The 26,767-nt window shown below is 34.7% G+C and carries 27 protein-coding genes; 19 read left to right on the top strand and 8 right to left on the bottom strand.

From position 1 onward, the window contains the following. Window positions 1-11: 11 nt before the first annotated feature. Window positions 12-533: a signal peptidase I gene (gene lepB, locus D2K60_RS13710; protein ID WP_117169862.1), complete on the bottom strand. Its 522-nt coding sequence runs from the start codon at window positions 531-533 to the stop codon at window positions 12-14. A gap of 230 nt (window positions 534-763) precedes the next feature. Between lepB and D2K60_RS13715 the strand changes: the two genes are divergently transcribed. After that, window positions 764-934 (top strand): aspartyl-phosphate phosphatase Spo0E family protein, encoded by a 171-nt coding sequence (locus D2K60_RS13715; protein WP_117169861.1) that lies wholly within the window; start codon window positions 764-766, stop codon window positions 932-934. Window positions 935-976: 42 nt separating this feature from the next. Here the strand turns inward: D2K60_RS13715 and D2K60_RS13720 are convergent, their stop codons facing one another. Next, window positions 977-2,125, bottom strand: a complete 1,149-nt coding sequence (locus D2K60_RS13720) for an aminotransferase A (RefSeq protein ID WP_117169860.1) — start codon at window positions 2,123-2,125, stop codon at window positions 977-979. A gap of 126 nt (window positions 2,126-2,251) precedes the next feature. On the opposite strand from D2K60_RS13720, the gene D2K60_RS13725 reads away from it, so the two are divergent. After that, window positions 2,252-2,428, top strand: a complete 177-nt coding sequence (locus D2K60_RS13725) for an FbpB family small basic protein (protein ID WP_240335291.1) — start codon at window positions 2,252-2,254, stop codon at window positions 2,426-2,428. Window positions 2,429-2,465: 37 nt separating this feature from the next. On the opposite strand, the gene D2K60_RS20740 is transcribed toward D2K60_RS13725, so the two are convergent. Beyond that, window positions 2,466-2,615, bottom strand: coding sequence for a hypothetical protein (locus D2K60_RS20740; protein WP_162880746.1), 150 nt, complete (start codon window positions 2,613-2,615; stop codon window positions 2,466-2,468). A gap of 471 nt (window positions 2,616-3,086) precedes the next feature. Here D2K60_RS20740 and D2K60_RS13730 point away from each other — a divergent pair, with 471 nt between their 5' ends. Together D2K60_RS13730 and D2K60_RS13735 are read left to right on the top strand one after the other, a co-directional pair. Continuing rightward, window positions 3,087-3,938, top strand: a complete 852-nt coding sequence (locus D2K60_RS13730; protein ID WP_117169859.1) for a patatin-like phospholipase family protein — start codon at window positions 3,087-3,089, stop codon at window positions 3,936-3,938. A gap of 144 nt (window positions 3,939-4,082) precedes the next feature. Beyond that, window positions 4,083-4,481: a hypothetical protein gene (locus D2K60_RS13735; RefSeq protein WP_117169858.1), complete on the top strand. Its 399-nt coding sequence runs from the start codon at window positions 4,083-4,085 to the stop codon at window positions 4,479-4,481. Between the two features lie 18 nt (window positions 4,482-4,499). Here the strand turns inward: D2K60_RS13735 and D2K60_RS13740 are convergent, their stop codons facing one another. Next, on the bottom strand, window positions 4,500-4,964 hold the full coding sequence (locus D2K60_RS13740) for a YkyB family protein (protein WP_117169857.1): 465 nt from the start codon (window positions 4,962-4,964) through the stop codon (window positions 4,500-4,502). A gap of 242 nt (window positions 4,965-5,206) precedes the next feature. Between D2K60_RS13740 and cbpB the strand changes: the two genes are divergently transcribed. From cbpB to D2K60_RS13760, 4 genes are all read left to right on the top strand, one after another. Next, on the top strand, window positions 5,207-5,677 hold the full coding sequence (cbpB, locus tag D2K60_RS13745) for a cyclic-di-AMP-binding protein CbpB (RefSeq protein ID WP_117169856.1): 471 nt from the start codon (window positions 5,207-5,209) through the stop codon (window positions 5,675-5,677). 119 nt (window positions 5,678-5,796) lie between these two features. Then, window positions 5,797-6,522: a 2,3,4,5-tetrahydropyridine-2,6-dicarboxylate N-acetyltransferase gene (dapD, locus tag D2K60_RS13750; protein ID WP_117169855.1), complete on the top strand. Its 726-nt coding sequence runs from the start codon at window positions 5,797-5,799 to the stop codon at window positions 6,520-6,522. Window positions 6,523-7,330: 808 nt separating this feature from the next. Next, the gene (locus D2K60_RS13755; protein WP_117169854.1) at window positions 7,331-8,446 is read left to right on the top strand and encodes an N-acetyldiaminopimelate deacetylase; all 1,116 of its coding nucleotides are present in this window, start codon (window positions 7,331-7,333) and stop codon (window positions 8,444-8,446) included. Window positions 8,447-8,522: 76 nt separating this feature from the next. Next, on the top strand, window positions 8,523-8,765 hold the full coding sequence (locus D2K60_RS13760) for a YkuS family protein (RefSeq protein ID WP_117169853.1): 243 nt from the start codon (window positions 8,523-8,525) through the stop codon (window positions 8,763-8,765). Between the two features lie 40 nt (window positions 8,766-8,805). On the opposite strand, the gene D2K60_RS13765 is transcribed toward D2K60_RS13760, so the two are convergent. Beyond that, on the bottom strand, window positions 8,806-9,645 hold the full coding sequence (locus D2K60_RS13765) for a mechanosensitive ion channel family protein (protein WP_420818814.1): 840 nt from the start codon (window positions 9,643-9,645) through the stop codon (window positions 8,806-8,808). Between the two features lie 239 nt (window positions 9,646-9,884). Between D2K60_RS13765 and D2K60_RS13770 the strand changes: the two genes are divergently transcribed. The 5 genes from D2K60_RS13770 to D2K60_RS13790 all read left to right on the top strand — a co-directional run bounded on the left by D2K60_RS13770 (window position 9,885) and on the right by D2K60_RS13790 (window position 16,251). Further along, a complete protein-coding gene (locus tag D2K60_RS13770; RefSeq protein WP_117169852.1) occupies window positions 9,885-10,427 on the top strand; it encodes a peroxiredoxin in 543 nt (180 codons plus the stop codon). Between the two features lie 46 nt (window positions 10,428-10,473). After that, window positions 10,474-10,923, top strand: a complete 450-nt coding sequence (locus tag D2K60_RS13775; protein ID WP_117169851.1) for a TlpA family protein disulfide reductase — start codon at window positions 10,474-10,476, stop codon at window positions 10,921-10,923. A gap of 207 nt (window positions 10,924-11,130) precedes the next feature. Beyond that, on the top strand, window positions 11,131-12,882 hold the full coding sequence (locus tag D2K60_RS13780) for an ABC transporter ATP-binding protein (protein WP_117169850.1): 1,752 nt from the start codon (window positions 11,131-11,133) through the stop codon (window positions 12,880-12,882). Between the two features lie 16 nt (window positions 12,883-12,898). Continuing rightward, window positions 12,899-14,728 (top strand): ABC transporter ATP-binding protein, encoded by a 1,830-nt coding sequence (locus tag D2K60_RS13785; RefSeq protein ID WP_117169849.1) that lies wholly within the window; start codon window positions 12,899-12,901, stop codon window positions 14,726-14,728. Between the two features lie 848 nt (window positions 14,729-15,576). Beyond that, entirely contained in the window at window positions 15,577-16,251 is a 675-nt protein-coding gene (locus D2K60_RS13790) for a potassium channel family protein (RefSeq protein WP_117169848.1), read from the top strand. Between the two features lie 68 nt (window positions 16,252-16,319). Here D2K60_RS13790 and rnjA read toward each other — a convergent pair whose 3' ends face one another. From rnjA to def, 3 genes are all read right to left on the bottom strand, one after another. Continuing rightward, window positions 16,320-17,987 carry a ribonuclease J1 gene (gene rnjA / locus D2K60_RS13795; RefSeq protein WP_117169847.1) on the bottom strand — a complete coding sequence of 556 codons (1,668 nt, stop codon included), beginning with the start codon at window positions 17,985-17,987 and terminating at the stop codon, window positions 16,320-16,322. A gap of 3 nt (window positions 17,988-17,990) precedes the next feature. Further along, window positions 17,991-18,200: a DNA-dependent RNA polymerase subunit epsilon gene (locus D2K60_RS13800; RefSeq protein ID WP_117169846.1), complete on the bottom strand. Its 210-nt coding sequence runs from the start codon at window positions 18,198-18,200 to the stop codon at window positions 17,991-17,993. A 441-nt stretch (window positions 18,201-18,641) separates the two neighbouring features. Further along, entirely contained in the window at window positions 18,642-19,199 is a 558-nt protein-coding gene (gene def, locus D2K60_RS13805) for a peptide deformylase (protein WP_117169845.1), read from the bottom strand. 200 nt (window positions 19,200-19,399) lie between these two features. On the opposite strand from def, the gene D2K60_RS13810 reads away from it, so the two are divergent. From D2K60_RS13810 to D2K60_RS13835, 6 genes are all read left to right on the top strand, one after another. Continuing rightward, window positions 19,400-20,050 carry a YkyA family protein gene (locus tag D2K60_RS13810; RefSeq protein ID WP_117169844.1) on the top strand — a complete coding sequence of 217 codons (651 nt, stop codon included), beginning with the start codon at window positions 19,400-19,402 and terminating at the stop codon, window positions 20,048-20,050. A 405-nt stretch (window positions 20,051-20,455) separates the two neighbouring features. After that, the gene (pdhA, locus tag D2K60_RS13815) at window positions 20,456-21,538 is read left to right on the top strand and encodes a pyruvate dehydrogenase (acetyl-transferring) E1 component subunit alpha (protein WP_117169843.1); all 1,083 of its coding nucleotides are present in this window, start codon (window positions 20,456-20,458) and stop codon (window positions 21,536-21,538) included. Between the two features lie 3 nt (window positions 21,539-21,541). Then, window positions 21,542-22,519 (top strand): alpha-ketoacid dehydrogenase subunit beta, encoded by a 978-nt coding sequence (locus D2K60_RS13820; protein WP_117169842.1) that lies wholly within the window; start codon window positions 21,542-21,544, stop codon window positions 22,517-22,519. Between the two features lie 25 nt (window positions 22,520-22,544). Further along, on the top strand, window positions 22,545-24,158 hold the full coding sequence (locus D2K60_RS13825; protein ID WP_117169841.1) for a dihydrolipoyllysine-residue acetyltransferase: 1,614 nt from the start codon (window positions 22,545-22,547) through the stop codon (window positions 24,156-24,158). A 3-nt stretch (window positions 24,159-24,161) separates the two neighbouring features. After that, window positions 24,162-25,571, top strand: a complete 1,410-nt coding sequence (gene lpdA, locus D2K60_RS13830) for a dihydrolipoyl dehydrogenase (protein ID WP_117169840.1) — start codon at window positions 24,162-24,164, stop codon at window positions 25,569-25,571. Between the two features lie 261 nt (window positions 25,572-25,832). Next, a complete protein-coding gene (locus tag D2K60_RS13835; RefSeq protein WP_117169839.1) occupies window positions 25,833-26,708 on the top strand; it encodes a polysaccharide deacetylase family protein in 876 nt (291 codons plus the stop codon). Window positions 26,709-26,767 lie beyond the last annotated feature (59 nt).

Here is a 26,767-nt window from a genome sequence, read left to right on the forward strand (position 1 = left end):
TTACATATCTATTATTCTACCAGTTTCCATTTAAAGTTGGGGTTGATGACAAACTCCAAATTGCCAATAATTTCTTCACTTCTAATGAAACCTAAACCATTTCGGCTATCTTTACTTATTTGGCGATTATCACCCATAACAAAGTAGCTTTTATCTGGAATAGTAATAGGACCAAAATCATCTGTAGTGAAGCTTTTTGCTTCTGTCAAAAAAGATTGCTGATAAAGTAAGTTATTGATATATAATTGTTGTTCTCTTATTTCAATGGTTTCATTCGGTAAACCGATGATACGTTTTATATAATTTTTTAATGGATAATCAATAATAACAATATCACCACGTTGAGGTTCATTTACTAGATAAGCTATCTTATTATATACAATCTGTTCGCCATTTTGTAATGTAGGTTGCATGCTATCTCCCTCAATAACGGATGTAGAAAAAATAAAGGAAGTTAATAAAATGACAAGAATAAGGGCTAGTAAAACAAATTTGATCCAATTTTTCCAGTTCATTTTAGCGCTATAGTGCATGAGGGACGTCCTCTCTCTAAGCAGTTATGAAAATCTTAAATGTATCTTGAAGTCATAAAACTATGCATAATATCATTTATAGTGTACCATATTTAGTAATAGAATGTACGTTTGGTGACTTGTGCATTTTTATGTTTAGGATGCATATTTTTGAAAATACACGTAGTGGTAATTTAATAGCAATATGTTAAACTAATTCAATGAGATAGTTGGTATAGGGGGTAGCTCGTTTGGATAAGGAACAATCATATTATTTACTCACTCAAATAGAAATGCTTCGTAAAAGAATGATCGAGATTGCTATACTTGAGGGCTTTACTAGTGAGGAGTCACTAAATTTAAGCCGTGAATTAGACAGATTATTGAACCAATTTGAAGAATTAAAAGAAAAAGCAATTTAAAAAGGTAAAGCAGAAGACATTAAATCTCTGCTTTACCTTTTTTTATTTTGATAAAAACGTTTCAAATCGGTCTAATCCATTTTCAAGTGTTTCCATACTATAGGCGTACGAAAGACGTAAATAACCTTCTCCATATTGACTGAATGCATCACCTGGAACAAGTGCTAAACCAACTTCATCAACCATCTTTAAGGCAAAATCAAATGATGTTAATTCTGTATTGATTTTTGGAAAAAAATAGAATGCGCCATCAGGTTTTATCACGTCAATCCCCATAGACAAAAATCGATTATGGACATAGTTTCTTCTATCTAAATATGCTTCTTTCATTTTCTTTGGATCATCTTGTCCATTTTTAAATGCTTCTAATGCTGCATGTTGACTAATAGAAGTAGCGCAAGAAACATTGTATTGATGTACTTTTATAATGTGCTTTGCAATCCAATTCGGTGCAAGTAAATAACCGATACGCCAACCCGTCATAGCATGTGACTTTGATAAGCCATTAATGACAATCGTTTTATTTTTTACTTGGTTCAGTCGTGCAATCGAGAAGTGCGCTTTTTCGTATGTTAAAGAACTATATATTTCGTCCGCAATGATAAAGATATCCTTTTTTTCCAAGACATTAGCAATAGCTGTTAACTCTTCTTGACTTAATGTAACGCCTGTTGGGTTAGAAGGGTATGGAAGTATCACGCATTTAGTCTTGTCTGTTATGTGTGCAGCTAAATTTGTAGCAGTTAATTTAAAATTATCCGCACGTGTATCCACATGTATGACTTTAGCTCCAGCCAATCGTATCAGTGGTTCATAACCTGGATAAACTGGTGCAGGCAATAACACTTCGTCACCTGGTTGTAGAATGGTTCGCAACGTTATATCAATTGCTTGTGATGCCCCAACAGTAACAATAATTTCAGTCAGTGGGTCGTATAGTAATTGATCATTATGCTTAACGTGATTTGCAATGGCTTGTCTGAGTGGGAGGATACCAGCATTATGCGTATAGGTCGTTTGATTATTTTCAATCGCTTGAATGGCTGCTGTTTTAATATGCTCAGGTGTTGTAAAATCAGGTTGTCCTATTGTCAAAGAAAGGATATCCTCTTTTTCACCAACCATATTAAAGAACTTTCGAATACCCGAAATTTCAATATCTAAGACGTTTTTGTTTAATAAATGATCCATAAAAGTTCCTCCTTGGAAATTGTCATATAATTTAGACTTATTTGAATTGAAAAATATTTATAATAGGTTATACTGTTATGTAAGCGGTTCACTTGTATAAAACTAGCCTTATAAGGAGTGATAATCTTGCGTGCAAGAAAACTTAATTTTGACGAGCTTGTTAATCAGAATAAACAAGATCTATTAAATGATGAAATAGCGATGAAAAAACTTGAAGAAAGTTTAGATAAAAAACAAGCAAGTTCTTCTTTGAAACAAAAAGAAAGTGATCAAATTGATCATACCATAATTCCAGTAAAGTAAACAAAACTTCTAGCTTTTTTAGTTGGCTTGTTGCAATTTAGCTGTATTGTGACGTAAATTTTTTACCCACTACGTCAGTAAATGGATTCGCTTTCCGTGGGCACAGTCTAAAGCTTTCATTGGTAAAGAACAACACTTCACCAAGTGGATCTTCGACTTGTGCTGTTCCCACAGGAGTCTCACCCATTTACTTCCTCCGCTGGATAGAGATTAAAATTAATATATTATCTGGTGGTCATAAAGTTTTATTGTGCTTATGACAACAGCTTCGCACATTATGCTAATTGATTGTAGCGTAACAGGCGACTCCTGCGGGAAAAGCAAGATCAGAAGCAGAAATCAACATGGCATTGCGACAGAGTCTATGTTAATTTAATCATAAACACAATCTTTTAAAATCCACTTCTTAAAAGATCGTCAAGCAGGATAACACATATAACTCAAACGCAATACAGCCAACGCTTACACTTTTATTTTTTGGTGAGAAAGTTGAATTAAGTATGTCAAAAAGTCTTTGCATTTTAATTGCAAAGGCTTTTTGGTTTTTTAATTTTAGTTGGAGTCGAATGACTTACGTGAATTACCAATTTATTGTATGATAGAGGTATACTTAAGAGACAGTAACATTATAGTAAATGAATAAAAAGGAGATGCAGTATTGAGTCAAACAGGTTTAATTTTAGAGGGAGGCGGAATGAGGGGAGCTTATACGGCTGGTGTACTTGCTTTTTTTCATGATGCAGCATATCAGTTCCCTTATGTAATTGGAACATCAGCTGGCGCTTGTGTTGCGACTTCCTATTTATCTAACCAGAGAGATAGAAATTATGAAGTATTCGTTAATTACGCAAGCCATCCTGAATATATTTCATACAAACGTTTCATTACAAAAAGGCAATTATTTGGAATGGATTTTATCTTTGATACCATTCCTAATAAATTAGTTCCATATGATTATGATACTTTTAGTAAGCGAACGAGTAAGCTTGTTATAGGAGCAACGGATATATATTCGGGTGAGCCAGTTTATTATGATAGTTTCGAGAATAAGCAGGAGTTATTAAAAATTGTTCGGGCGTCAAGTTCACTGCCTTTCATTGCTTCTAGTATTTTGCATAATGGATTAGAACTAATGGATGGTGGGATTAGTGATCCGATACCAGTTGCACATTCCGTTGAAGCTGGTAATGACAAACATGTTGTCGTACTAACAAGGAATGAAGGCTATGTAAAAAAAGAAATGAAATTCAAACGCTTTGTTCAAAGAAAATATAAAGCGTATCCCGGCTTAGTAACTGCACTGTTAAAACGACACGAGAAATATAACCAAACTTTAGATTTACTGCTCGAAATGGAGAAAAGGCAAGAAGTTTTTATCGTTCGTCCAGAATTACCGTTAGTAGTTGATAGAATTGAACGGAATAGGCAAAAGTTAGATGCTTTATACAATCAAGGGTATGAAGAGGCGGAACGATTAGGTGGAAAAATACAAATGTTTTTGAATAATTAATAAAAATTCTTTATACATCGTATAAATCAATGCGGAGTAGGAAAAACTAGTTTGCAATAGTCATAGTTAAAGTTTTAAAGGGCGTCATACTTTTAGATGGCTCCTTTTTTAACAACTTCCTTTACTTGAAAGGGGAAAATGCTAGTGCAAACAGTATTACTTACAGTTTATAGTCTTGGATTTAGTTGGTTCAAAAAAAATCAATTGTTATCTTTTGGTTTGCAAGAACGGCAAGTGGATTTTCTAATAGGTTTATTTTGTATCGTAGCATTGTATGTTATATTGCACCCATCTGTAAGACTTTTAATAGAATTAAAATGGAATTTCCTGTTAACGTATCTGGTGACGATCCTTTTATTTATAAATATAGTGATGTTTTCATATCTATATCGCGGAATAGAAAAGGGGAGTATGGCATTCAATCTATCTATGGTACATTATGTATTATTTGATATCATTACCTTAGGCGTTATTATAGGCATTGTGGTATTAACAAATAGGGCTATTTTTTATTTTAAGCAGCACAAGTCAAATTCTAGTTAACAGATGCCGCTTATGTAGTTATCTTTCTCTTCTATTTTTAAAATAAGATTTATTCCAATGACCTAATGAGGAAGGCGTATAATAGGATGAGTAAACCTTTTCTTCGGTAGGAATTGGGATATCTAAAAATGTATATAATACTTTTTTTGCTTGGGTAAGTGATAACTTTGTTTTTGGATTTCTATAATTTTGATCAATGTTACCCAAATGTTCTACTTCTTTGAAATCTTGTTTATTTGGAGGAATGTGGAAATAATAGTTTCCTACCTGTACGAGTAGAGTTGAATGTTGCCGACTTAATTTGGGGCGGTCCGAAAAATGAAGACCAATTTTTTCTGCATCCTTATTTTCCAATAACTTTGTAATTGTTTTCTTTTTCAAGTTATACAAGTCACTAGGGTTTAAAGCTGTTTTTGCGTGGCGATTGATAATAAATAGAGCTTTTGCAATTTCTTCAATATTTGTAGACTTCTCTTTCTTCACTACTGTTCCTCCTTTCTATGTCTACTTTCTTATAGTAGATTCCTATTTGTCAACTATTTTAACATTTTCTTAATAAAAAAACTATATCTACTAGTTAAAATGTTATTTAATTTAGCTAATGGATAAACAAACAGTATTTAACATCAATTGGTCTCCTTATTTTATTTATGGTAAACTATACTTGTATGTTAATTTTTAACGTGAACATTTTATTTCAACTGCTCGTTAAAGGGAGTGGATAAATGAATACTGTTAAACAACTACCGTTATTAGATATAACTGCTGAGTCTTTAATGATCTCTTCAGAAAAAGTAGCCCACGTACAATTGAATAATCCGTTAGAACATGCGTTATTGATATTAGTTAAATCAGGGTATTCCGCTGTACCAGTTTTAGATACCTCATACAAATTCAAAGGAACAATTGGAAAAAATCTTATTTTGAATCATATTCTTGGTTTAGAACGCTTTGAAATGGAAAGATTGTCTGAAGTAGAAGTACAAGAAGTGATGAATCAAGAAATTCCATGTGTGAAAAAACAAGATGCGTTTTTAACTTGTTTAAAAGCTGTGATTGACCATCCTTTTGTTTGTGTAGTAGATGAAGAAGGTTTTTTTGACGGTATCTTAACTAGAAGAGCAATATTGAAGCAGTTGAATAAGTACATTCACGTGAACAAAGATTTATTTGCAAAAGTAATAGATGATAAGTAATAAAGAAGTATGCAGAGAAAACGTGTAGTTGACCTGTATGTAAACTTTGAATGAATCATACTTGTCAGCTACATATACTATCTGATAAAGTAAAGAAAAATTATCTTGGGGGTAAGAAAATGAAGAAGATGGATGCAAATGAAATAATCTCATTTATTTCGAATAGTAAAAAGGCAACACCAGTGAAAGTTTATGTGAAAGGAACGGAATTAAATAAGATAGAATTTACAAATGAAATTCAAGCGTTTGTACAAGCTGAAACAGGCGTATTGTTTGGGGAATGGAAAGCAATTAAACAAGCTTTGGATACATATAAAGATCAAATTGTTGATTATGTAATAGAAAATGATCGTAGAAATTCAGCAATTCCATTGTTAGACTTAAAAGGAATTAATGCACGTATTGAGCCAGGAGCTGTTATTCGTGACCAAGTTGAAATTGGTGACGGGGCCGTTATTATGATGGGTGCTATGATTAATATTGGTTCTGTTATCGGAGAAGGAACGATGATTGATATGAATGCTACCTTAGGTGGACGTGCAACTGTAGGTAAGAACTGTCATATCGGTGCTGGAGCTGTATTGGCAGGAGTTATTGAGCCACCATCAGCAAGTCCTGTAGTAATTGAAGATGGCGTGCTAATTGGAGCTAATGCAGTTGTTCTCGAAGGTGTAACAGTTGGAGAAGGTGCAGTTGTTGCTGCAGGTGCAATTGTAATATCTGATGTTGAACCGAATACAGTAGTAGCTGGAACACCTGCTAAATTGGTTAAAAAGATTGATGATAAAACGAAATCTAAAACAGAAATTATGCAAGCACTTCGTAATTTAGACGACGAAGAATAAATGGATAGTAAAAAGCAGGGGAGTATACTCTCCTGCTTTTTTTAAAATCAATTTTGTAATAACTGAACTTTCTTACTTGAAAAATAAACGCTACACGTTGGCTATTATGAGTTTGACGTGTGTTCATTATAAAGCTTTACAGTATTAAAAAAGTTTTTTAATACTGAATAAACATAGACTCTGCGGTAAGGATCTTTATATAAATGGGCATCTAACAGAACTTTCGCCCCGCTCCTCAAGCAAAATGGGCTCCCTTTCCGCAGGCACGACTTCAGCTAACTCGGATAAGCAAAATACGCTTTCCGAGTGGATCTTCAGCCCGTGCTGTTCCTGCAGGAGTGTCACCCATTTTGCTTGATCCGCTGGTTTTAGTCCGTGAATTTAAAATTGTGTAAATTACACTATTATTTGTAACTAAAGGGTCTCAAACTCGCGTTAGGGTCATTAAATAGTATAGTAACATCTGTTTAAAACAAAGATACGCTATCCAGCGAAGGTAGCAAATGGTTGAGACTCCTGTGGGAACAGCACAAATCGAAGATCCTCTATAGAAGCGTTCTTTGCTTCTATAGATAGCTGAGGTTGTGCCCACGGAAAGCGAGACCATTTGCTACCGTAGCGTGTAAAGTTGTAAGTCACTTACCACAGAGTTTCTCTCAAGTGCGTCAGATCAAACGTGCGGATGATTACCAAAGAAACGTGAAGTCAACATCTATTTTGGATTGTTAGAATTTCTTTTTATATAAAGACTTAAGTGCCTGTTTTACAGCGCGAAAGTTTAGTTATAACAGAACGAGGAGTGAGAGAGATGGATCGTGACAAATTACTAAATATCAGAAGAGAGCTGCATCAAATTCCTGAATTAGGTTTTCAAGAATTTAAAACGCAGTCCTATTTATTAGAGCAGATAAAATTATTGCCACAAGACTTCTTAACAGTTGAAACATGGAAAACAGGTATATTAGTTAAAGTCAAAGGAACCCAGTCGGTTAAAACAATCGCTTATCGCACAGACATAGACGGATTACCAATTAAAGAAGAAACCGCATTACCTTTTTCATCTAAGCATGATGGACAGATGCATGCGTGTGGTCATGATTTACATATGACTATTGCACTTGGCGTTTTAGAGAATGTAACACGTAATCCGCCTCAAAATGACATTGTACTGATTTTTCAGCCTGCAGAAGAGGGTCCAGGTGGTGCACTACCTATGCTTGAATCAGATGTTTTTCAAACTTTTTATCCAGATATTATTACTGCGTTACATATTGCACCAGAATTACCTGTAGGTACTGTTTCTACTCGATCTGGACTTCTATTTGCTAATACGAGCGAACTATTTATTGATTTTAAAGGTAAAGGTGGACACGCAGCATACCCCCATTTAACCAATGATATGGTTGTTGCTGCTAGTAACTTTGTATCGCAATTACAACAAATAGTAGCAAGGAAATTAGATCCAATAGAAAGTGCTGTTGTGACAGTTGGAAAAATAACAAGTGGAACGGTACAAAATGTGATTGCAGAGAATGCTAGATTAGAAGGTACGATTCGAACAGCCAATGCTAGTATTATTGCCGAAATTAAAAAGGCGATTGAAGAAATGGCGAAAGGTTATGAACAAAGTCACCATTGTGAGATTTCAATAGATTATGGTTCAAACTATTATCAAGTTTATAATACAAAAAAGTATGTTGATAAATTTAAGCAAATAGTAAATGACACTTCCGCAACTTGGAAGCAAGCAAATCCTGCTATGACTGGTGAAGATTTTGGTTATTTCTTACGTGATATTCCTGGATTTATGTTTTGGTTAGGTGTTAGTTCTCCTTTTGGATTACATCATAGTAAACTCAATCCTAATGAAGATGCAATCGCAACTGGAATAGAAGTAGTTGAAGCGACGTTGCGTCAACTATAAGCATCATTTTTTCTTGTATAAATAGCTCGTTCTACGCACAAACTATCTTGTGAAAATAGAATGGGAGGCAGATAGTGTGAAACGTGTAGGTGTTGAAGGGACGTTATCAGATGTAAAAGGGGCTTTGCAAGATAAAGGCTATGAGGTTATTGAGTTAAAACAAGAGGAAGACCTAGGGGATTGTGGCTGTTGTGTCATATCTGGCCAAGATAAAGACGTGATGGGAATGGCAACAACGAATTACACCGGTTCAGTAATTAATGCGCATGGTATGAATGCGGAGGAAATTTGTCAGCAAGTTGATGAGAAGATGGCATAATAAAAAAGCGGGCAAGCCATTATATGGCACCCGCTTTTTGTTATTTACTTGATTCTTTCGTAATATTTACTTGATGTGGGAAAGGGATTTCGATAGCTGCTTTATCAAATTCTTCCTTAATTCGTTTACGGATATCTCTCTCTGCAGCGAATTGCTCCATATTTTCGGTTCTACCTAAGAGACGTAAAACAACATCAGATGAACCGAAGCTTTGAACGCCTAGTACGTCTGGACCTTCAACAAAGCGAACGTCCTGTTGAAACTCATCACAAATTTTTTGGAGAATATTCATTGCGTGATCAATATTTTCATCGTAACTAATACCAATATCAACTAAAGCACGCATTGTACCACGAGAGTGATTACTAATTCCCTCCAATTGTCTGTTTGGGATAAAGTTTAATGTACCATCAAAACTTCTGATTTTTGTTGTGCGTAAGCCGACTTCCTCAACAATACCACTGTATCCAGCAGTTGAGACATATTCATCTACCTCAATTTGCTTTTCTAATAGTATAAAAAAACCAGTTACAATATCACTTACAAGACCTTGTGCACCAAAACCAATTGCAAGTCCTATAACACCGGCCCCAGCAATTAATGGTGCTAGATCAAGACCGAAGATACCAAATAACATTGCAATGAATACAAATAGTAAAATATATGTATAAACATTTTGTATCAGCTTTTCTAATGTTTTTGTTCGAGCTGGTGAGATACTTTCTCTTTTACCTGCTTTTTTTAGTGTGGTAGCAATAACCTTTCGACCTATTGGTGCAGCAATTGCAAAAGCGATAAATAGAAATAGAATTTTTAGTGCACTAGCAATTAGTGGATAAGTAGTCGTAAATTGACTAAAATCAATGCCAAACATGTACATTTTTTATGCTCCTTTCTAAAGTAACTCTTTCATAATAAAGAAATATACTTTAATAATCAAATAATACCCTTTTTCGACAAAATTTAAGCATATCATCGTGCTTTTTTGTTAAAACTGTTACTAGTCCAATTTAGTAATTTAAAGTTTGATTATTGTTGACTAAACTTTTTCCAATCTTTATAATTAATTAAAGTATGTGAAAATATTATCACAAAAAATAGATAGTTGGAGGGATTCGCATGGCAGAACGTATGGTAGGAAAACAGGCTCCACGCTTTGAAATGGAAGCAGTAATGGCGAATAAAGAATTCAAAAAGGTATCATTAGATGAGATTATGAAAGAAGACAAATGGACAGTGTTATTCTTTTATCCAATGGACTTCACACATGTATGTCCAACTGAAATCACTGCACTATCTGATCGCTATGATGAATTTGAAGATTTAGATGCAGAAGTAATTGGCGTATCTACAGATACAGTACATACACACTTAGCTTGGATTAATACATCACGTGAAGACAATGGTCTAGGTGATCTTGCTTATCCTTTAGCTGCAGATACAAATCATAAAGTATCAGCAGAATATGGTGTATTAATAGAAGGTGAAGGTGTGGCGCTTCGTGGATTATTTATTGTTAATCCAGAAGGTGAATTACAATATCAAGTCGTAAATCATAATAATATTGGTCGTGATGTCGATGAAACATTACGTGTACTTCAAGCATTACAAACTGGTGGTCTATGTCCAGCCAATTGGAAACCAGGTCAAGAAACACTATAAAAATCTTATTTAATTAATAATAAGTGAATAGAAAGGATTATGATTAATGAGATTAAGAACGCCGATGCCAGAATTAGATGGTGCAACTGAATGGTTGAATGGAGAATTAAAAAAGGACGATCTTATTGGTAATAAACCAACTTTAATCCACTTTTGGTCAGTTAGTTGCGGTTTATGTAAAGAAGCAATGCCAAATGTTAATGAATTTCGTGATGAGTATAAAGATGCGCTTAATGTAGTCGCTGTCCATATACCACGTTCTGAAAAGGATTTAGATTTAGATCAAATTAAAGAGGTTGCCGCAGCGCACGATATAACACAACCCATTTTTGTAGACAACAAGCATATTTTAACAGATGCATTTGAAAATGAATATGTTCCAGCATATTATGTTTTTGATGAAGAAGGTAATCTCCGCCATTTTCAAGCTGGTGGTGGAGGAATGAAAATGCTCCGTAAACGTGTCAATCGTGTGCTAGGAACGACAGAGAAATAGGTATTTGTATGTAACACTATTTGAAAAGGTCCTTTGTGTGCGTAAAGTATACAAGGGATCTTTTCTTTTCGTTTGCATAAAAGCGCTTCCGTCTTAAGACTGATTTTTTAGTTTTTTAAAAGAAATAGTGCAAAAGGGTGGCAATTTATTTCGGAAACCGATATATTTATAGTTACGAAAAAGGAAAAAAGGGGAGGGAATAATACATTGGAAACGTTTAAAAAATTACAACAATATTATATGCCATTTAAAAAATATTTTCTCATGTCTATATTATTTGTAATTATAGTAACTGGAATCACCGTGCTCTATCCAATTATATTACAGATAACGATTGATAATGTTGTTCTTGATGAACAATACGGTCTTATACCTTATTTAGCAGGTGGGTTTATACTTGTGATGATTATTAAAGGTATTGCGAATTTTATCCAACAATACTTAGGTGACCTGTTTGGTGTGTCATCTGTCTACAGATTGCGAGATGGTTTGTATACAAAATTACAACGCCTATCTTTTACTTATTATGATAATGCTCGAACTGGCGACTTAATGTCACGTCTTACAATGGACGTAGAAGGTTTTAAATTCTTCCTTTCTGCTGGATTAAAGGAATTAATTCGGATTATATTGCTAATTGTAATTAGTTTATCTGTCATGTTCTACTATTCGATACCATTAGCACTTGTAACAATGGCCGCCATGCCATTCCTGGCTATAGTCGTTTATAAATTTGATAAGAAGGTTCACCCAGCTTTTCGTACCATACGTAAATCATTAGGTCGTTTAAATACACGCATCCAGGAAAACGTAAGTGGTATTAATACAGTGAAATCTCTATCTAAAGAGGATTTTGAAATAGACAGATTTACTGTTAATAATCAAGAGTACCGAGAAGTGAATATTAAAACATCAAATATTTGGGCTAAATATTTCCCATTTATGGAGTTAATCGGTAATATTTGTATGGTAGCTTTGTTGGTTTTTGGAGGTTATCTGGTTATTGACGAGAGTCTGTCGTTAGGTAAGTTAATCGCTTTCTTTAGTTTGGTAAGCTATATTTTAGGGCCACTGATGCACCTAGGTTTTATCGTCAACCAATTTTCTCAAGCTAAAGCATCAGGTGAAAGATTATTAGAAATCTTAGAAGCAGAAGAAGATATACAAGAAAAAGACAATGCGCTCATTCCAAACGTTATAAGAGGTCATGTGACTTTTGAAAATGTATCGTTTAAATATGTGGAAGGTGATGAAGCGGCACTTAAAAACATCTCGTTTGATGCTCCACCAGGAAAAGTGATTGGTCTAATTGGTGCAACTGGATCTGGAAAAACGAGTATCACGCAACTAATGACGCGTTTTTACGAACCACAATCGGGTAAAGTCTTAATTGATCAAAAACCATCAAGTGACTATAACATAAAGTCACTACGCAAGCATATTGGATTTGTCTTACAAGAGTCATTTTTATTCTCTACATCAATTAGAGACAATATTGCTTACGGTAATCCAACAGCAAATATAGATGATATTATCGCTGCAGCTAAACGTGCACAGGCGCATTCATTTATTATGGAAATGCCAAATGGTTATGAAACCATGCTTGGAGAAAGAGGGATGGGCTTATCTGGTGGACAGAAACAGCGTATCGCGATAGCAAGAGCGATCTTGATTGATCCAAGTATTCTTATTTTGGATGATGCAACTTCTGCTGTTGATATGGAAACAGAATTTAGAATTCAAAAAGCGCTAAACGAGGTTATGAAAGGTCGGACAACATTCATTATTGCTCACCGTATATCTTCATTGAAACATGCGGATGAGATTCTGGTTTTAGAAGATGGTGAAATTGTCGAACGAGGTACACACGAGAAATTATTAGAGAATGGTGGACCATATCAACGAATTTATGATATTCAATATCAAGATAAACAAGCTATTATGAATATAGTAAATTAAAAAGGGGGGAATAACTTTGGCAAAACAAGATACAGCAAAACAAAAAAGTCCACACTTAAAGCGGTTTTATTATCCACTCGATCAAGCAGTGGAAAAACCTTTTAATTGGAAACAAATGACGCGATTATTGTTCTATATAAAACCGTATGCAAAATCACTGTTACCAGGTGCTATTATAGCAATGTTTATTACGACATTGATCCGTTTAGCGGTACCTATTTTGATTGGTAAAGTGGTAATTGATGTAGCGATAGCAAATCAAGATCCAACACTTTTAACCTATTTAGTTATCCTAATTTCACTTTTATATGTGATAAGTTATATTGGAAATCATTTTAGAATTAAATGGGTTAATATATTAGGGCAAAATATTATTCATGATCTACGTAAACAATTGTTCTCACACGTACAACGTTTATCGCATAACTTTTTTGATAAACGTTCAGCTGGGTCAATTTTGGTTCGTATCTTAAATGATGTAAATTCGTTACAAGAATTGTTTACTAACGGGATTATTAATTTATTGATGGATGTCTTTATGTTAGTGGGTATAATCGTTATTTTGTTTGTGTTAAGCCCACAGCTTGCATTAGCGGTATTAGTCATCTTACCAATTATGTTCTATATCTCAACTAAATTAAGAAGAAATATTCGTAAGACGTGGCAAGATGTACGTATCCAGAAATCACGTTTGAATTCACATTTGAATGAAAGTATGCAGGGTATCCGTATTACGCAATCTTTTTCTCAAGAAAAGGAAAATACCGAGTACTTTAATGGTGTGAATGAAGATAATTATGAAGTAGAACGGATCGCAATGAAAAAGAGTGCCTATTTTGGACCTTTTGTTGAGATGAGTAATGCGATAGGTACTGTTATTTTGATTTCATACGGTGCACATTTAATTATTAATGGAACAATTGAAATTGGTACCTTTGTATCCTTTGCCTTTTTCTTAGGTATGTTCTGGGAACCGATTTCACGTCTCGGTCAAATATACAATCAATTATTAGTCGCTATGGCTTCATCGGAAAGGATTTTTGAGTTTTTAGATGAGCAGCCCAATGTCCATGAAAAATCAGATGCAAAAGAATTTACTGACATGAAAGGGCATATTGAATTCGATCATGTTGCATTTTCTTATGACGATGACCGTATTGCACTGCATGAAATTTCATTAGAAATGAAGGTTGGTCAAACAGTTGCACTTGTAGGGCATACCGGATCTGGTAAATCAACAATTGCAAATCTAATTAGTCGCTTCTATGATCCAACTAAAGGTACAGTTAAAATTGATGGAAATGACTTAAAGGATATGAAAGTTGGTAATTTACGAGATAATATTAGTGTTGTTTTACAAGATACATTTATTTTTTCGGGTACTATTATGGAAAATATTCGTTTTGGAAGGCCTACTGCGACAGATGAAGAAGTGATCGATGCTGCAAAAGTTGTCGGTGCGAATGGTTTCATTTTAGGTTTATCAGAAGGGTATCAAACAGAAGTAGAAGAGAGAGGAAACGTTCTTTCTGCAGGCGAGAGGCAGTTACTTTCTTTTGCTAGAGCATTGTTAGCTAATCCGCGAATATTGATTTTAGATGAAGCAACAGCAAGCATTGATACAGAAACAGAGGTGCGTATCCAACTTGCGCTTAAGAAGTTATTACATGGGCGTACGGCTATTATGATTGCCCATCGTTTATCGACAATTCGAGAAGCAGATAATATTATCGTATTAGAAAACGGAAAGATTTTGGAACAAGGAAATCATTCCGATTTAATGCAAAAACGTGGTGAATATTTCGGTTTAGTGAAATCACAATTTGAAATGTTAGACGCGTTATAAAATCTATAAATAAAGCCCTCCATTACTTAGTGATGGAGGGCTTTATCTTAAACTTTAGTATTTTTAACTTTGTTATTGATGGAAAATATGATATAGCTTCTTTAGCTGTTATGTCATGCATTTGTTCCCTCTTTTGTATAGCGTATCAAGTGAAATTGCTGACAGACATAAAAGTAATACCCCTGACGTAACATTGTGGTCTTACTCACTACGGAAGCAAGTTTGAAGAAAAATTGTAATGTAGCATATAAGTAATTAATAATTTTGTCTGTTGCTATAGTGTAATTAACTTCCATACACAAGTATTATGAATTGTTTTTGATGTAGGTTACGTATTAAATAAAATTGACTTCCTTACCAAAGGGTTAGCTTTTTATACTAATAACCAACTTTGTAAAACAAAATAATGATAAAGAGCTAGTCTTTCTCAATTCATGAAAGAAGAAATCTGTACTAGCAATGGAAATATACGAAGACTCCCGTGCCCACGGAAAGCGAAGTATATTTCCAGAGCGGTATGTTACGTAGTAATTCATATCAATTTCGTCAGCCGAAAGCGGAGTAATATGCCATCTGCTTGCTTATAAAGTTTTAAGGTTCTTAATGTTAGCATGGAGCTATATAAAAATATTCGTGGGATTCTTATCGTTGATATAGTACATCCCACGTTTAAGTATTACCAACTAGCGTAGTTTAGTTACAGAGCGAGGCAAGTACGTTACAAGCAGTACATAAGTTTTTAATAGCATCAAATCTCTTAGAAAACAGCTATTTTTTAAAAATGATGGTCCTTATTTCTTATAAATATGATAAACTATCTTCAGTAAGGTGTACGAGGAGGAAAAATCGTGAAAAGAGAGTTTGCAGTTATAGGATTAGGGCGTTTTGGTGGAAGTATATGTCGCGAATTAAGTGAAGAAGGCATGGATGTATTAGCGATTGATACACAAGAAGAAAAAGTAAATGAATTTAAAGATATTGCGTCACATGCAGTAATCGCAGATGCAACTGATGAAAAAGTATTAAAAGAATTAGGAATTCGTAATATTGATCATGTCATTGTGGCAATAGGAGACAATATTCAAGCAAGTATCTTAACAACGCTAATGTTAAAGGAATTAGGCATAAAAAAAATAACAGTTAAAGCACAAAATGATTACCATGAAAAAGTATTAAATAAAATTGGTGCCGATCAAGTTGTTCATCCTGAAAGAGATATGGGAAAAAGAATTGCGCATAGCATAATATCTAATAATATCTTGGACCATTTAGAACTATCAGATGATCATAGTATTGTCGAAGTAAAGGCTGGTAAAAAGATGATCGGAAAAACGTTAGTAGAGCTAGATGTACGAGCTAATTATGGGTGTAACATTGTCGCAATTAAGCAAGGTGAAACTAATGATATCAATGTCTCGCCAATGGCGTCAGAAGTTATAGATGGCGGCGATATCTTAATCGTTATAGGAGCAGATAAAGATATATCTCGTTTTGAGAAACATTTAGTAGTCGATGACGATTAAAAACAAACAAAAAAACACCGCAAGTTACGGTGTTTTTTTTGTTTATATTTCGCTTAACGCTACGATTATTATACTTCCATAATAATCGGTAGAATCATTGGACGACGTTTAGTTTTTTCAAATAAGAATGGTGCAATTGTATCTGTTATTTCATTTTTGATTTCTGACCATTGTGTTGTTTTTCTTTCCATCACTTTATCAAGGTGAGTAGAAACAATTTTTTGTGCTTCGTTAATTAAGTCTTCTGATTCTCTCATATAGACAAAACCTCTTGAAATAATATCTGGTCCAGATGCAATTTTAAATTCTTTCATATTAATACTAACAACAACAATTACAAGGCCTTCTTCTGAAAGAATACGGCGATCACGTAATACAATATTACCAATATCACCAATACCGCTTCCATCAACATAAACAGATCCAGAAGGAATCTTACCTGCAACTGCAGCTTTATCTTTACCTAGTGCTAATACATCACCAATGTCCATAATGAAACAGTTATTTGGTTGAACATCACATGCAACTGCATGTTTTACGTGTTCCTTTAACATACGGTATTCACCATGAATAGGCATGAAAAACTTAGGACGTAATAATCTTAGCATTAGCTTTTGTTCCTCTTGCCCACCATGACCGGATGTATGGATATCGTTTAATGGACCGTGTATAACATCTGCTCCAGCGTGAGAAAGCATATTAATCATTCTATTAATACTAACCGTATTACCAGGGATTGGTGAAGATGAGAATACGACTGTATCGCCAGGGATCGTTTGAATCTGTCGGTGTGTTCCTTTAGCAATTCGTGAGAGAGCTGCCATTGGTTCACCTTGTGAGCCTGTACAAAGGATCGTCACTTCATTAGCAGGTAATCGATTAATTTGATGTGATTCAATAAATGCATCATCAGGCGCATTAATATAACCAAGTTCTCTTCCAATTGCTATTGATGATTCCATACTTCTACCGAAAATAGCTACTTTGCGATTATGCTTTACAGCACCTTCAATCATTTGCTGTAATCTATAGATATTGGATGCGAAAGTAGCAAAAATAATTCTACCATCAACACGCGTAAAGATATCATTAATACTATCTCCAACTACACGTTCAGACATTGTAAATCCGGGAACTTCACTATTTGTACTGTCAGACAATAAGCAAAGTACGCCTTCCTTACCTACCTCAGCCATTTTAGCTATGTTGGCAGGTTCTCCTACAGGTGTAAAATCAAATTTAAAGTCACCTGTGTGTACAATATTACCAGGTGGTGTTTTAACTACAATTCCATAAGAATCAGGTATACTATGTGTCGTTCTGAAAAACGTTACAGATGTTTTTCTAAACTTGATTATATCTTCTTCTTCAAATGCATGTAGCTCTGCATTTTTTAATAGACCATGTTCGTCTAATTTATTTTTAATTAATCCAAGTGCAAGTTTACCAGCATATATTGGTATGTTAATTTCTCTTAATAAATAAGGAATTCCACCGATGTGATCTTCGTGACCATGCGTGACAAATAATCCCTTAATTTTATCTTGATTTTGTACAAGGTAAGTGTAATCAGGAATGACATAGTCAATTCCTAGCAATTCATCTTCAGGAAACTTAATTCCAGCGTCGATTAATATTATTTCATCCTGAAACTGAATGCCGTATGTGTTTTTACCGATTTCACCAAGTCCGCCTAGTGAAAAAACTGCTGATTGATCATTTTTTACGAATTTCATAATTTATCCATTCTCCACTTCGAAGTGCTCAGAAAGTTTTTCATATTCTAAATGAGCACCATTTAATGGCTGGATAAATTCGATGTTAATCTCGCGAGTCGCTAACTCTGTTCTTACTTGTCTCTCAGATTCTGCTTCATAATAGAGACTTGTTGTTCTTTCTCTTACTGGAATTTCATTGTGAATTTCTTGGTATAATACTTTGAAAATCATTCGATCTCTCCTTCATTCTTTTACATTTTTATTTTTATATTGCTGATATTTAAATAGCAATTTTCCTGCGATATTAAGTGTTCACCTGATAAATTGGAATGCTTTACGTACCGACAGTTATTCTTTGAAAGCATTTGGAACTCGATTTTGACCTAATAATTTCTTCCATCGTTTTCTAAGCTTTTCTCTCAGTCGCTTTAACATTTGACTGCACAGCTCCTTTCGATTAGTTAAAGAAAAGCATATACGTCCTACCGATCCAATCCCACTATATACTAGTATAGTACGGAATTGCTCGTTTGGAAACAGAAACGTGCTAAACTATTACAAAAATAATGAAATAATAGTGTAATTAGGATTTATTTTTTGCTTATAGAGCTAATCTTATACGAAAGGAGTGTGCCTATATAAAAAAAATTAAGTCATGCACAAGTGTAATATTTAATCTACATCACAGGGTTTGGCATTATCTGGTTTTAAGAAGGGATTGTTTTCATTAATATAGTCATAAAACATAAGCCCGTTTAAATGGTCAATTTCATGTTGAAGAACAACAGCAGCATAACCACGTAATCTTAATTTTATTGGTTCGCCGGCTAGGTTAATAGCTTTTACTGTAATACGTGCATATCTAGGAACGTATCCTTGTATTTCACGATCGACGGATAAACAACCTTCTCCGCTTGATAGAAATGTTTTCTCAACAGAATGACTAACAATCCTTGGGTTAAATAAACCATCACTATAGAAATTACCATCAAAATCCTCAAAATGAATGGCAATCATTCTTTTAGATAGACCAATTTGTGGTGCGGCTATTCCGACACCAGGTCTTAATTGATATTTTTCAGCGATCTCTTGATCTTGACTATTTTTCAGGAATTCTAACATTTCATGCAGTGTTGCGCTATCTTGCTCAGTTGCCGGTAATGCTACTTCTTTTGCAACTTCTTCCAAAATAGGATTACCTTCACGCACAATATCATCCATGGTAATCAACTGGTTCACTCTCCTTATCAGTGTTTTTAACTGTTACATAGTGTAACATAACTATTAAATATAATGGTATTTTATTATTTTTGCAAAAGAAACAATAACTTTTCTTAAATAGTATAAGAAATGTATTGTGATATGTTATAATATTTTCATAAATGTCAAAAAATATAATAAAATTGCATCAAGATTAAGGAGGCAGCATTTTGAAGTTAAAGGTTTTTATTGTAGGATTAGTTAGTATCGCATTATTAGCAGCATGTTCAGGTGAATCAGCGACAGAACAAATGTATGTTCATATGGAAGAAGCAGTTGAACTAGAAAATGACTTTGTTGCACAGCAAAAGCCATTAAACGAATTAGAAGCAGAAGAACAAGCTTTGTATCAAGAAATCACAGCATTGGGTAGTGATGATATGGAAGAAATCATTTCACTTGCTGATGAAGCACTACAATCAATAGAAGAAAGAAAAGAATTACTGGTAATTGAGAAAGAGAGTATTGATGCGAGTAAAGAAGAATTTGATGAAATTGAACCTTTGCTATCTGACATAGAAGATGAGGCAGTCCAAACAAACGCTAATGAAATGTATGACATAATGGAAGAAAGATATCAAGCATACATAACTTTATATGATACATATACCGTATCATTAGAAAATGATCAAGCATTATATGAATTAATAAAACAAGAAGAAGTAGAGGAAGAAGCGGTAACAGAACAAATTGATAAAGTTAATCAGCAATATGAGAAAGTGATTGAAGCAAACAATGTGTTTAGCGAAAAAACAAAGGCATTTAATGAAAGTAAAAAAGCTTTTTATGAATCTTCTGACTTAAATGTGACATATGAATAACCTTTGAAAACTTCTCGATATCGAGAAGTTTTTTTATTAAAAAAATTTTATCAAAAAAATTAGTAATACAGATAAATAAAAAAAATGAAACAGTTAATTTATAGTAAGGCTGTTACAGTCTCTTAATCATTCTGTTTTTATACTTTTAAGTTAAAATAATTTAAATAAAACGAATCAAAGTGTTTGACCAAGGTAATAGAATGAGCTAAACTTATAATAAATCTAAATTGTACTAATAATAATAAGTAATAACTATGTAACAGTTATCTACATAGAAATAATTTAGATTAAAAAAAGTTACTATAGGGTATTGTATAAACAAGTACAATTATGTCAGTTTGTATACACCCTATATTACGAATAGTGCAGAAAATTTGAAGGAATAGAAAGGAAGAGGTGATTATTTTGAAACGTACACTTGAAAATGCTGAAAATGAATTTCAAACGTTTCAAATTCTGAATGAAGAAGGCGAAGTAGTTAATGAAAAAGATATGCCAGAACTTTCAGATGATGAATTAAAAGAATTAATGACTAGAATGGTTTATACGAGAATTTTGGATCAACGTTCAATCGCCTTGAATCGTCAAGGACGTCTTGGATTTTATGCACCTACTGCAGGACAAGAAGCTTCTCAGTTAGGAACGCAGTTTGCTTTAGAACAAGAAGACTTTATCTTACCAGCATATCGCGATGTACCGCAATTGATCTGGCAAGGTCTTCCACTTTATCAAGCATTTTTATTCTCAAGAGGTCATTATCATGGTAACCAAATGCCTGAAGGTGTACACGCGTTTAGTCCACAAATTATTATTGGAGCGCAATATACACAAGCGGCGGGTGTTGCTATGGGTATGAAGAAACGTGGTAAGAAGAATGTTGCTATAACTTATACTGGTGATGGTGGTACGTCACAAGGTGATTTCTATGAAGGAATGAACTTTGCTGGTGCATTTAAAGCTCCTGCAATCTTTGTTGTTCAAAATAACCGTTTTGCGATTTCCGTACCTGTTGATAAGCAAACAGCTGCTAAAACGTTAGCTCAAAAAGCTGTTGCTGCTGGAATCGAAGGTATTCAAGTAGATGGAATGGACGTATTAGCTGTTTATGCTGCGACTAAAGATGCTCGTGAGCGCGCTGTTAATGGAGAAGGTCCAACATTAATTGAGACTCTAACTTACCGTTACGGTGCACATACGATGGCTGGAGATGATCCAACTCGTTACCGTACGGATGAGCTTGATACAGAATGGGAGAAAAAAGACCCAATCGTTCGTTTCCGTAAATATCTTGAAGGTAAAGGTTTATGGACTGAAGAGCAAGAAAATGAAGTAACTGAAAAAGCAAAAGCAGAAATTAAAGAAGCTATTAAAAAAGCTGACGAACAACCAAAACAAAAAGTTACAGACTTAATCTCAAATATGTACGAAAAACTTCCTGTACACTTAGAAGAACAAATGGAAGAATATAAAGCAAAGGAGTCGAAGTAAACCATGGCTCAAATGACAATGATTCAAGCTATTACTGATGCATTGCGCACAGAATTAAAAAATGATGAAAACGTATTAGTGTTTGGAGAAGATGTTGGTCAAAACGGTGGTGTATTCCGTGCTACAGAAGGATTACAAGATGAATTCGGTGAAGAGCGTGTATTCGATACTCCTTTAGCAGAATCTGCAATTGCAGGTATTGCAATTGGTTTAGCAACACAAGGATATCGTCCTGTTCCAGAGATTCAATTCTTTGGCTTTGTATATGAAGCAATGGATGCAATTAATGGTCAAATGGCTCGTTTACGTTATCGTACGGGTAACACAATGAACGCACCAATTACTATTCGTGCACCATTTGGTGGCGGTGTGCATACACCTGAATTGCACGCAGATTCATTAGAAGGTTTAATTGCACAACAACCAGGTATGAAAGTGGTAATCCCTTCAAATCCATACGATGCAAAAGGATTGTTGATTTCTGCAATTCGTGATAATGATCCAGTAGTATTTTTGGAGCATATGAAACTATATCGCTCATTCCGTGAGGAAGTTCCAGAAGAAGAATATACAGTTGAACTTGGTAAAGCAAATGTTAAACGTGAAGGTACAGACGTAACATTAATAGCATATGGTGCAATGGTTCAAGCTTCTATAAAAGCTGCTGAAGAGTTAGAAAAAAACGGCATCCAAGCAGAAGTAATTGATCTACGTACTGTTATGCCAATAGATATGGAAACCATCATTGAATCGGTTAAGAAAACTAATCGCGTTGTTGTTGTTCAAGAAGCACAGCGTCAAGCTGGTATGGCATCACAAATTGTTACTGAAATTCAAGAACGTGCTATTTTACATTTAGAAGCACCAATTTTACGTGTAGCGGCTCCAGATACAGTCTATGCATTTACACAAGCAGAAGAAGTATGGTTGCCAAATTATGAAGATATTGTTGAAAAAGTAAATAAAGTAATGAACTTTTAATTAAGATTGATGGGAGGTAATAAAAATGGCGTATGAATTTAAATTACCAGATATTGGTGAAGGAATCCATGAAGGTGAAATCGTTAAATGGTTTGTAAAAGCTGGAGACGAACTTAAAGAAGATGATGTACTTTGTGAAGTACAAAATGATAAAGCAGTAGTTGAAATACCATCCCCAGTAGAAGGTACTGTAAAAGAAGTACACTTTGAAGAGGGAACGGTAGCAACAGTAGGTCAGACAATTATTACCATTGATGCGGAAGGTTATGAAGACCAAGGCGGAAATGAAGAGGCTGATGAAACTCCTCAAGAAGCACAAGCAGAATCTACTACAAGCGAGAATAAGGGTGCATATGAATTTAAATTACCAGACATTGGTGAGGGCATCCATGAAGGTGAAATCGTTAAATGGTTTGTAAAAGTTGGAGACGAACTTAAAGAAGATGATGTACTTTGCGAAGTGCAAAATGATAAAGCAGTAGTTGAAATACCATCCCCAGTAGAAGGTACTGTAAAAGAAGTACACTTTGAAGAGGGAACGGTAGCAACAGTAGGACAAACGATTATTACTATTGATGCTATTGGGTACGAAGGTGAAGCAACTTCACAAGAACCTTCTAAAGAAGAGAAGAAAACAGAAAAAGAAGCACCTAAGTCTAATTCAAATTCTAAAGAAGTAGATAAAGACCGTCGTATAATAGCTATGCCTTCTGTTCGTAAATATGCACGTGATAATAACGTGACTATTTCGAGTGTTGCTGGATCAGGTAAAAACGATCGTATTATTAAAGAAGACATTGACGCTTACTTAAATGGTGATCAAGTAGCAGAAACTACTTCCGATGAGAAATCATCTGATCAAGGTACAACTGTTATCAAAGATGAGAAAACAGCGAAAACACCTGCAGCTAGCAAACAAGCTGTTCCTGAAGGTGAATTCCCTGAAACGCGTGAAAAAATGACTGCAATCCGTAAATCTATTGCAAAAGCAATGGTTAATTCTAAACACAAAGCGCCTCATGTTACGTTACATGACGAAATTGATGTTACAGAACTTGTTGCACATAGAAAGAAATTCAAAGCTATTGCGGCTGAAAAAGATATTAAATTAACGTATCTACCATATGTTGTAAAAGCATTAGTATCTGCATTGAAAATGTATCCAATGTTGAATGCATCTATAGATGATGATACAGAAGAAATTATTCACAAACATTACTATAATATTGGTATTGCGGCTGACACTGAAAAAGGTTTACTTGTGCCAGTAGTTAAAAATGCTGATCATAAATCAATCTTTGCAATTTCACAAGAAATCAATGAATTAGGTAAAAAAGCTAAAGATGGTAAATTAGCACCAGGCGAAATGAAAGGTGCATCATCTACTATCTCTAACATTGGTTCTGCAGGTGGTCAATGGTTTACACCAGTTATTAACTATCCAGAAGCGGGGATCTTAGGTATTGGTCGTATTGCTGAAAAACCAGTTGTTAAAGACGGTGAGATTGTTATTGCACCAGTCATAGCATTATCATTAAGCTTTGATCACCGTATTGTTGATGGTGCGACAGCTCAAATGGCAATGAATCAAGTGAAACGTTTACTAAACGATCCACAATTAATTATGATGGAGGCGTAAATTATGGTAGTAGGAGATTTTCCGATTGATTTAGATACACTAGTAGTTGGCGCTGGTCCTGGTGGATATGTTGCAGCAATTCGTGCAGCACAAACTGGACAAAAAGTTGCCATCGTTGATAAAGGTACACTTGGAGGGGTTTGTTTAAACGTTGGGTGTATCCCATCTAAAGCATTAATCCAAGCTGGCCATCGTTATGAGGAAGCACACGGAGCAGCTGAAATGGGTATTAAAGCTGAAAATGTTACCGTTGATTTTTCGAAAGTACAAGAGTGGAAACAAAGCGTTGTTGATAAACTTACTGGTGGAGTTGAAGGTTTATTAAAAGGAAATAAAGTTGAGATTATCAAAGGTGAAGTATACTTTGTTGATAAAAATTCAGTAAAAGTAATGGACGAGAAGAACTCTCAAAGTTACACATTTAAAAATTGTATTATTGCAACTGGTTCAACACCAATTGAAATTCCGACTTTCAAATTTTCTGAGCGTGTTATCGATTCCACAGGAGCATTAAACTTAAAAGAAATCCCTAAAAAATTAGTTGTCGTTGGTGGCGGCTATGTTGGAACTGAATTAGGAACTGCTTATGCTAATTTTGGTACTGAAGTTACTATTTTAGAAGGTGCTGACGAAATTCTTGGTGGTTTCGAAAAGCAAATGTCGTCTTTAGTTAAGCGTCATTTGAAAAAGAAAAACGTTACGATTGTTACGAAGGCAATGGCTAAAGGTGCTGAAGTTACTGATAGTGGTGTTAAAGTTACCTATGAAGCAAAAGGTAAAGAGGAAACAGTGGAAGCAGATTACGTATTAGTAACAGTAGGACGTAAACCAAATACTGCCGAAATTGGTTTAGAACAAGTTGGAATCGAAACGGATGACAGAGGTTTAATCAAAATTGATAAACAATGTCGTACGAACATTGATAACATCTATGCAATTGGTGATATTGTAGCAGGACCTCCATTAGCTCACAAGGCTTCTTATGAAGGTAAAGTTGCAGCAGAAGCAATTGCAGGAGAAAAATCAGAAATCGATTATAATGGCATTCCAGCTGTTGTATTCTCTGAACCTGAATTAGCTACTGTAGGATATGACGAACAAAGTGCGAAGGATGCAGGATTTGATGTTATCGGATCTAAATTCCCATTTGCAGCTAATGGTCGTGCATTATCTCTTGGTAGTGGTGAAGGATTTGTTAAGCTTGTTACAAGAAAAGAAGATGGCCTAGTATTAGGTGCCCAAATTGCGGGTGCTAATGCAAGTGACATGATTTCTGAACTTGGTTTAGCGATTGAAGCAGGAATGACTGCTGAAGATTTAGCTATGACAATTCACGCACATCCAACACTTGGAGAAATTACAATGGAAGCTGCAGAAGTAGCTATGGGTACACCAATCCATATTATAAAATAAAGATTAATTCTAAAGCCTATGTCTGGATATCTAGACATAGGCTTTTTCTATGAAAAATTTATTTTTAAATAGTCATTGGCTAAGACGATGTATTGCCTGTCAAAGCATTCCTCGTCCTACAGGAACAGCGCGACCTGAAGATCTATCTAATTATAAGGTTGATAGGAATAAATTTCATCAAAAGTTCTTTCGAAAAGGAAGATATTTGTCAGATTTTCCAGTATAATAGAGAACATACATAGGACATCAGGAGGGAACAATATGAAACGTAAATTATTCGTACTACTTATTGGAGCAATTCTATTATTAGCCGGTTGTAATAACGGTAATGCAGACGAAGATTCTGAAAAAAATGAAAATAGTGATGAGACGCAAACGAATGAAGAAAATCAAGAGGAAGAAATAGAAGATGTTGTTGAAGAACCTGAAGTAGAAGAGGAACTAGTAGAGGAAGAACCAGAGTCTGTTGAAGTAGAATACCAAATTAATTCAGAAACTTGGAGTGTTGAACCACTAGCAGATGCTAGTGAGGATGTGGTTTTATTAACTATTGATGATGCACCAGCAGATAATGCATTGGAGATGGCAAAGACATTAAAGGGTCTTGATGCTAAAGCAATATTTTTTGTGAATGGTCACTTTTTAGAAACGGATGAAGAAAAAGCAGTGTTAAAAGAAATATATGATATGGGGTTTCCGATTGGGAATCATACGTATACACATAAAAATTTAAAAGAGATCAGTGAGGAAGAACAACGCGAGGAAATTGTTGGCTTAAATGATTTAGTTGAAGAAATCATAGGAGAAAGACCGAAATTTTTCCGTGCACCTCATGGAGCTAATACTGATTACTCGACAGATCTTGCTAAAGATGAGGGTATGGTTGTAATGAATTGGACATATGGTTATGATTATTTCACACCATATCAGGATGCTGATAAATTAGCAACTGCAATGATTACCGGTGAAGGACCAGAAGTCGATGTTCCTTATTCATTACTTAAACCAGGTGCAAACCTGTTAATGCACGATCGTGATTGGACTGCAGCAGCATTAGAAGAAATCGTTACAGGCCTTCGTGATAAAGGATATGAAATGGTAGATCCAGCAGCGATTCAAAAAGTGAATGAGAGCTAAAATTTATAAGATTAGATAAAAAAACGACGAACAAATGACATCTATCCATTTGCTCGTCG

This window comes from Paraliobacillus sediminis (assembly GCF_003426055.1).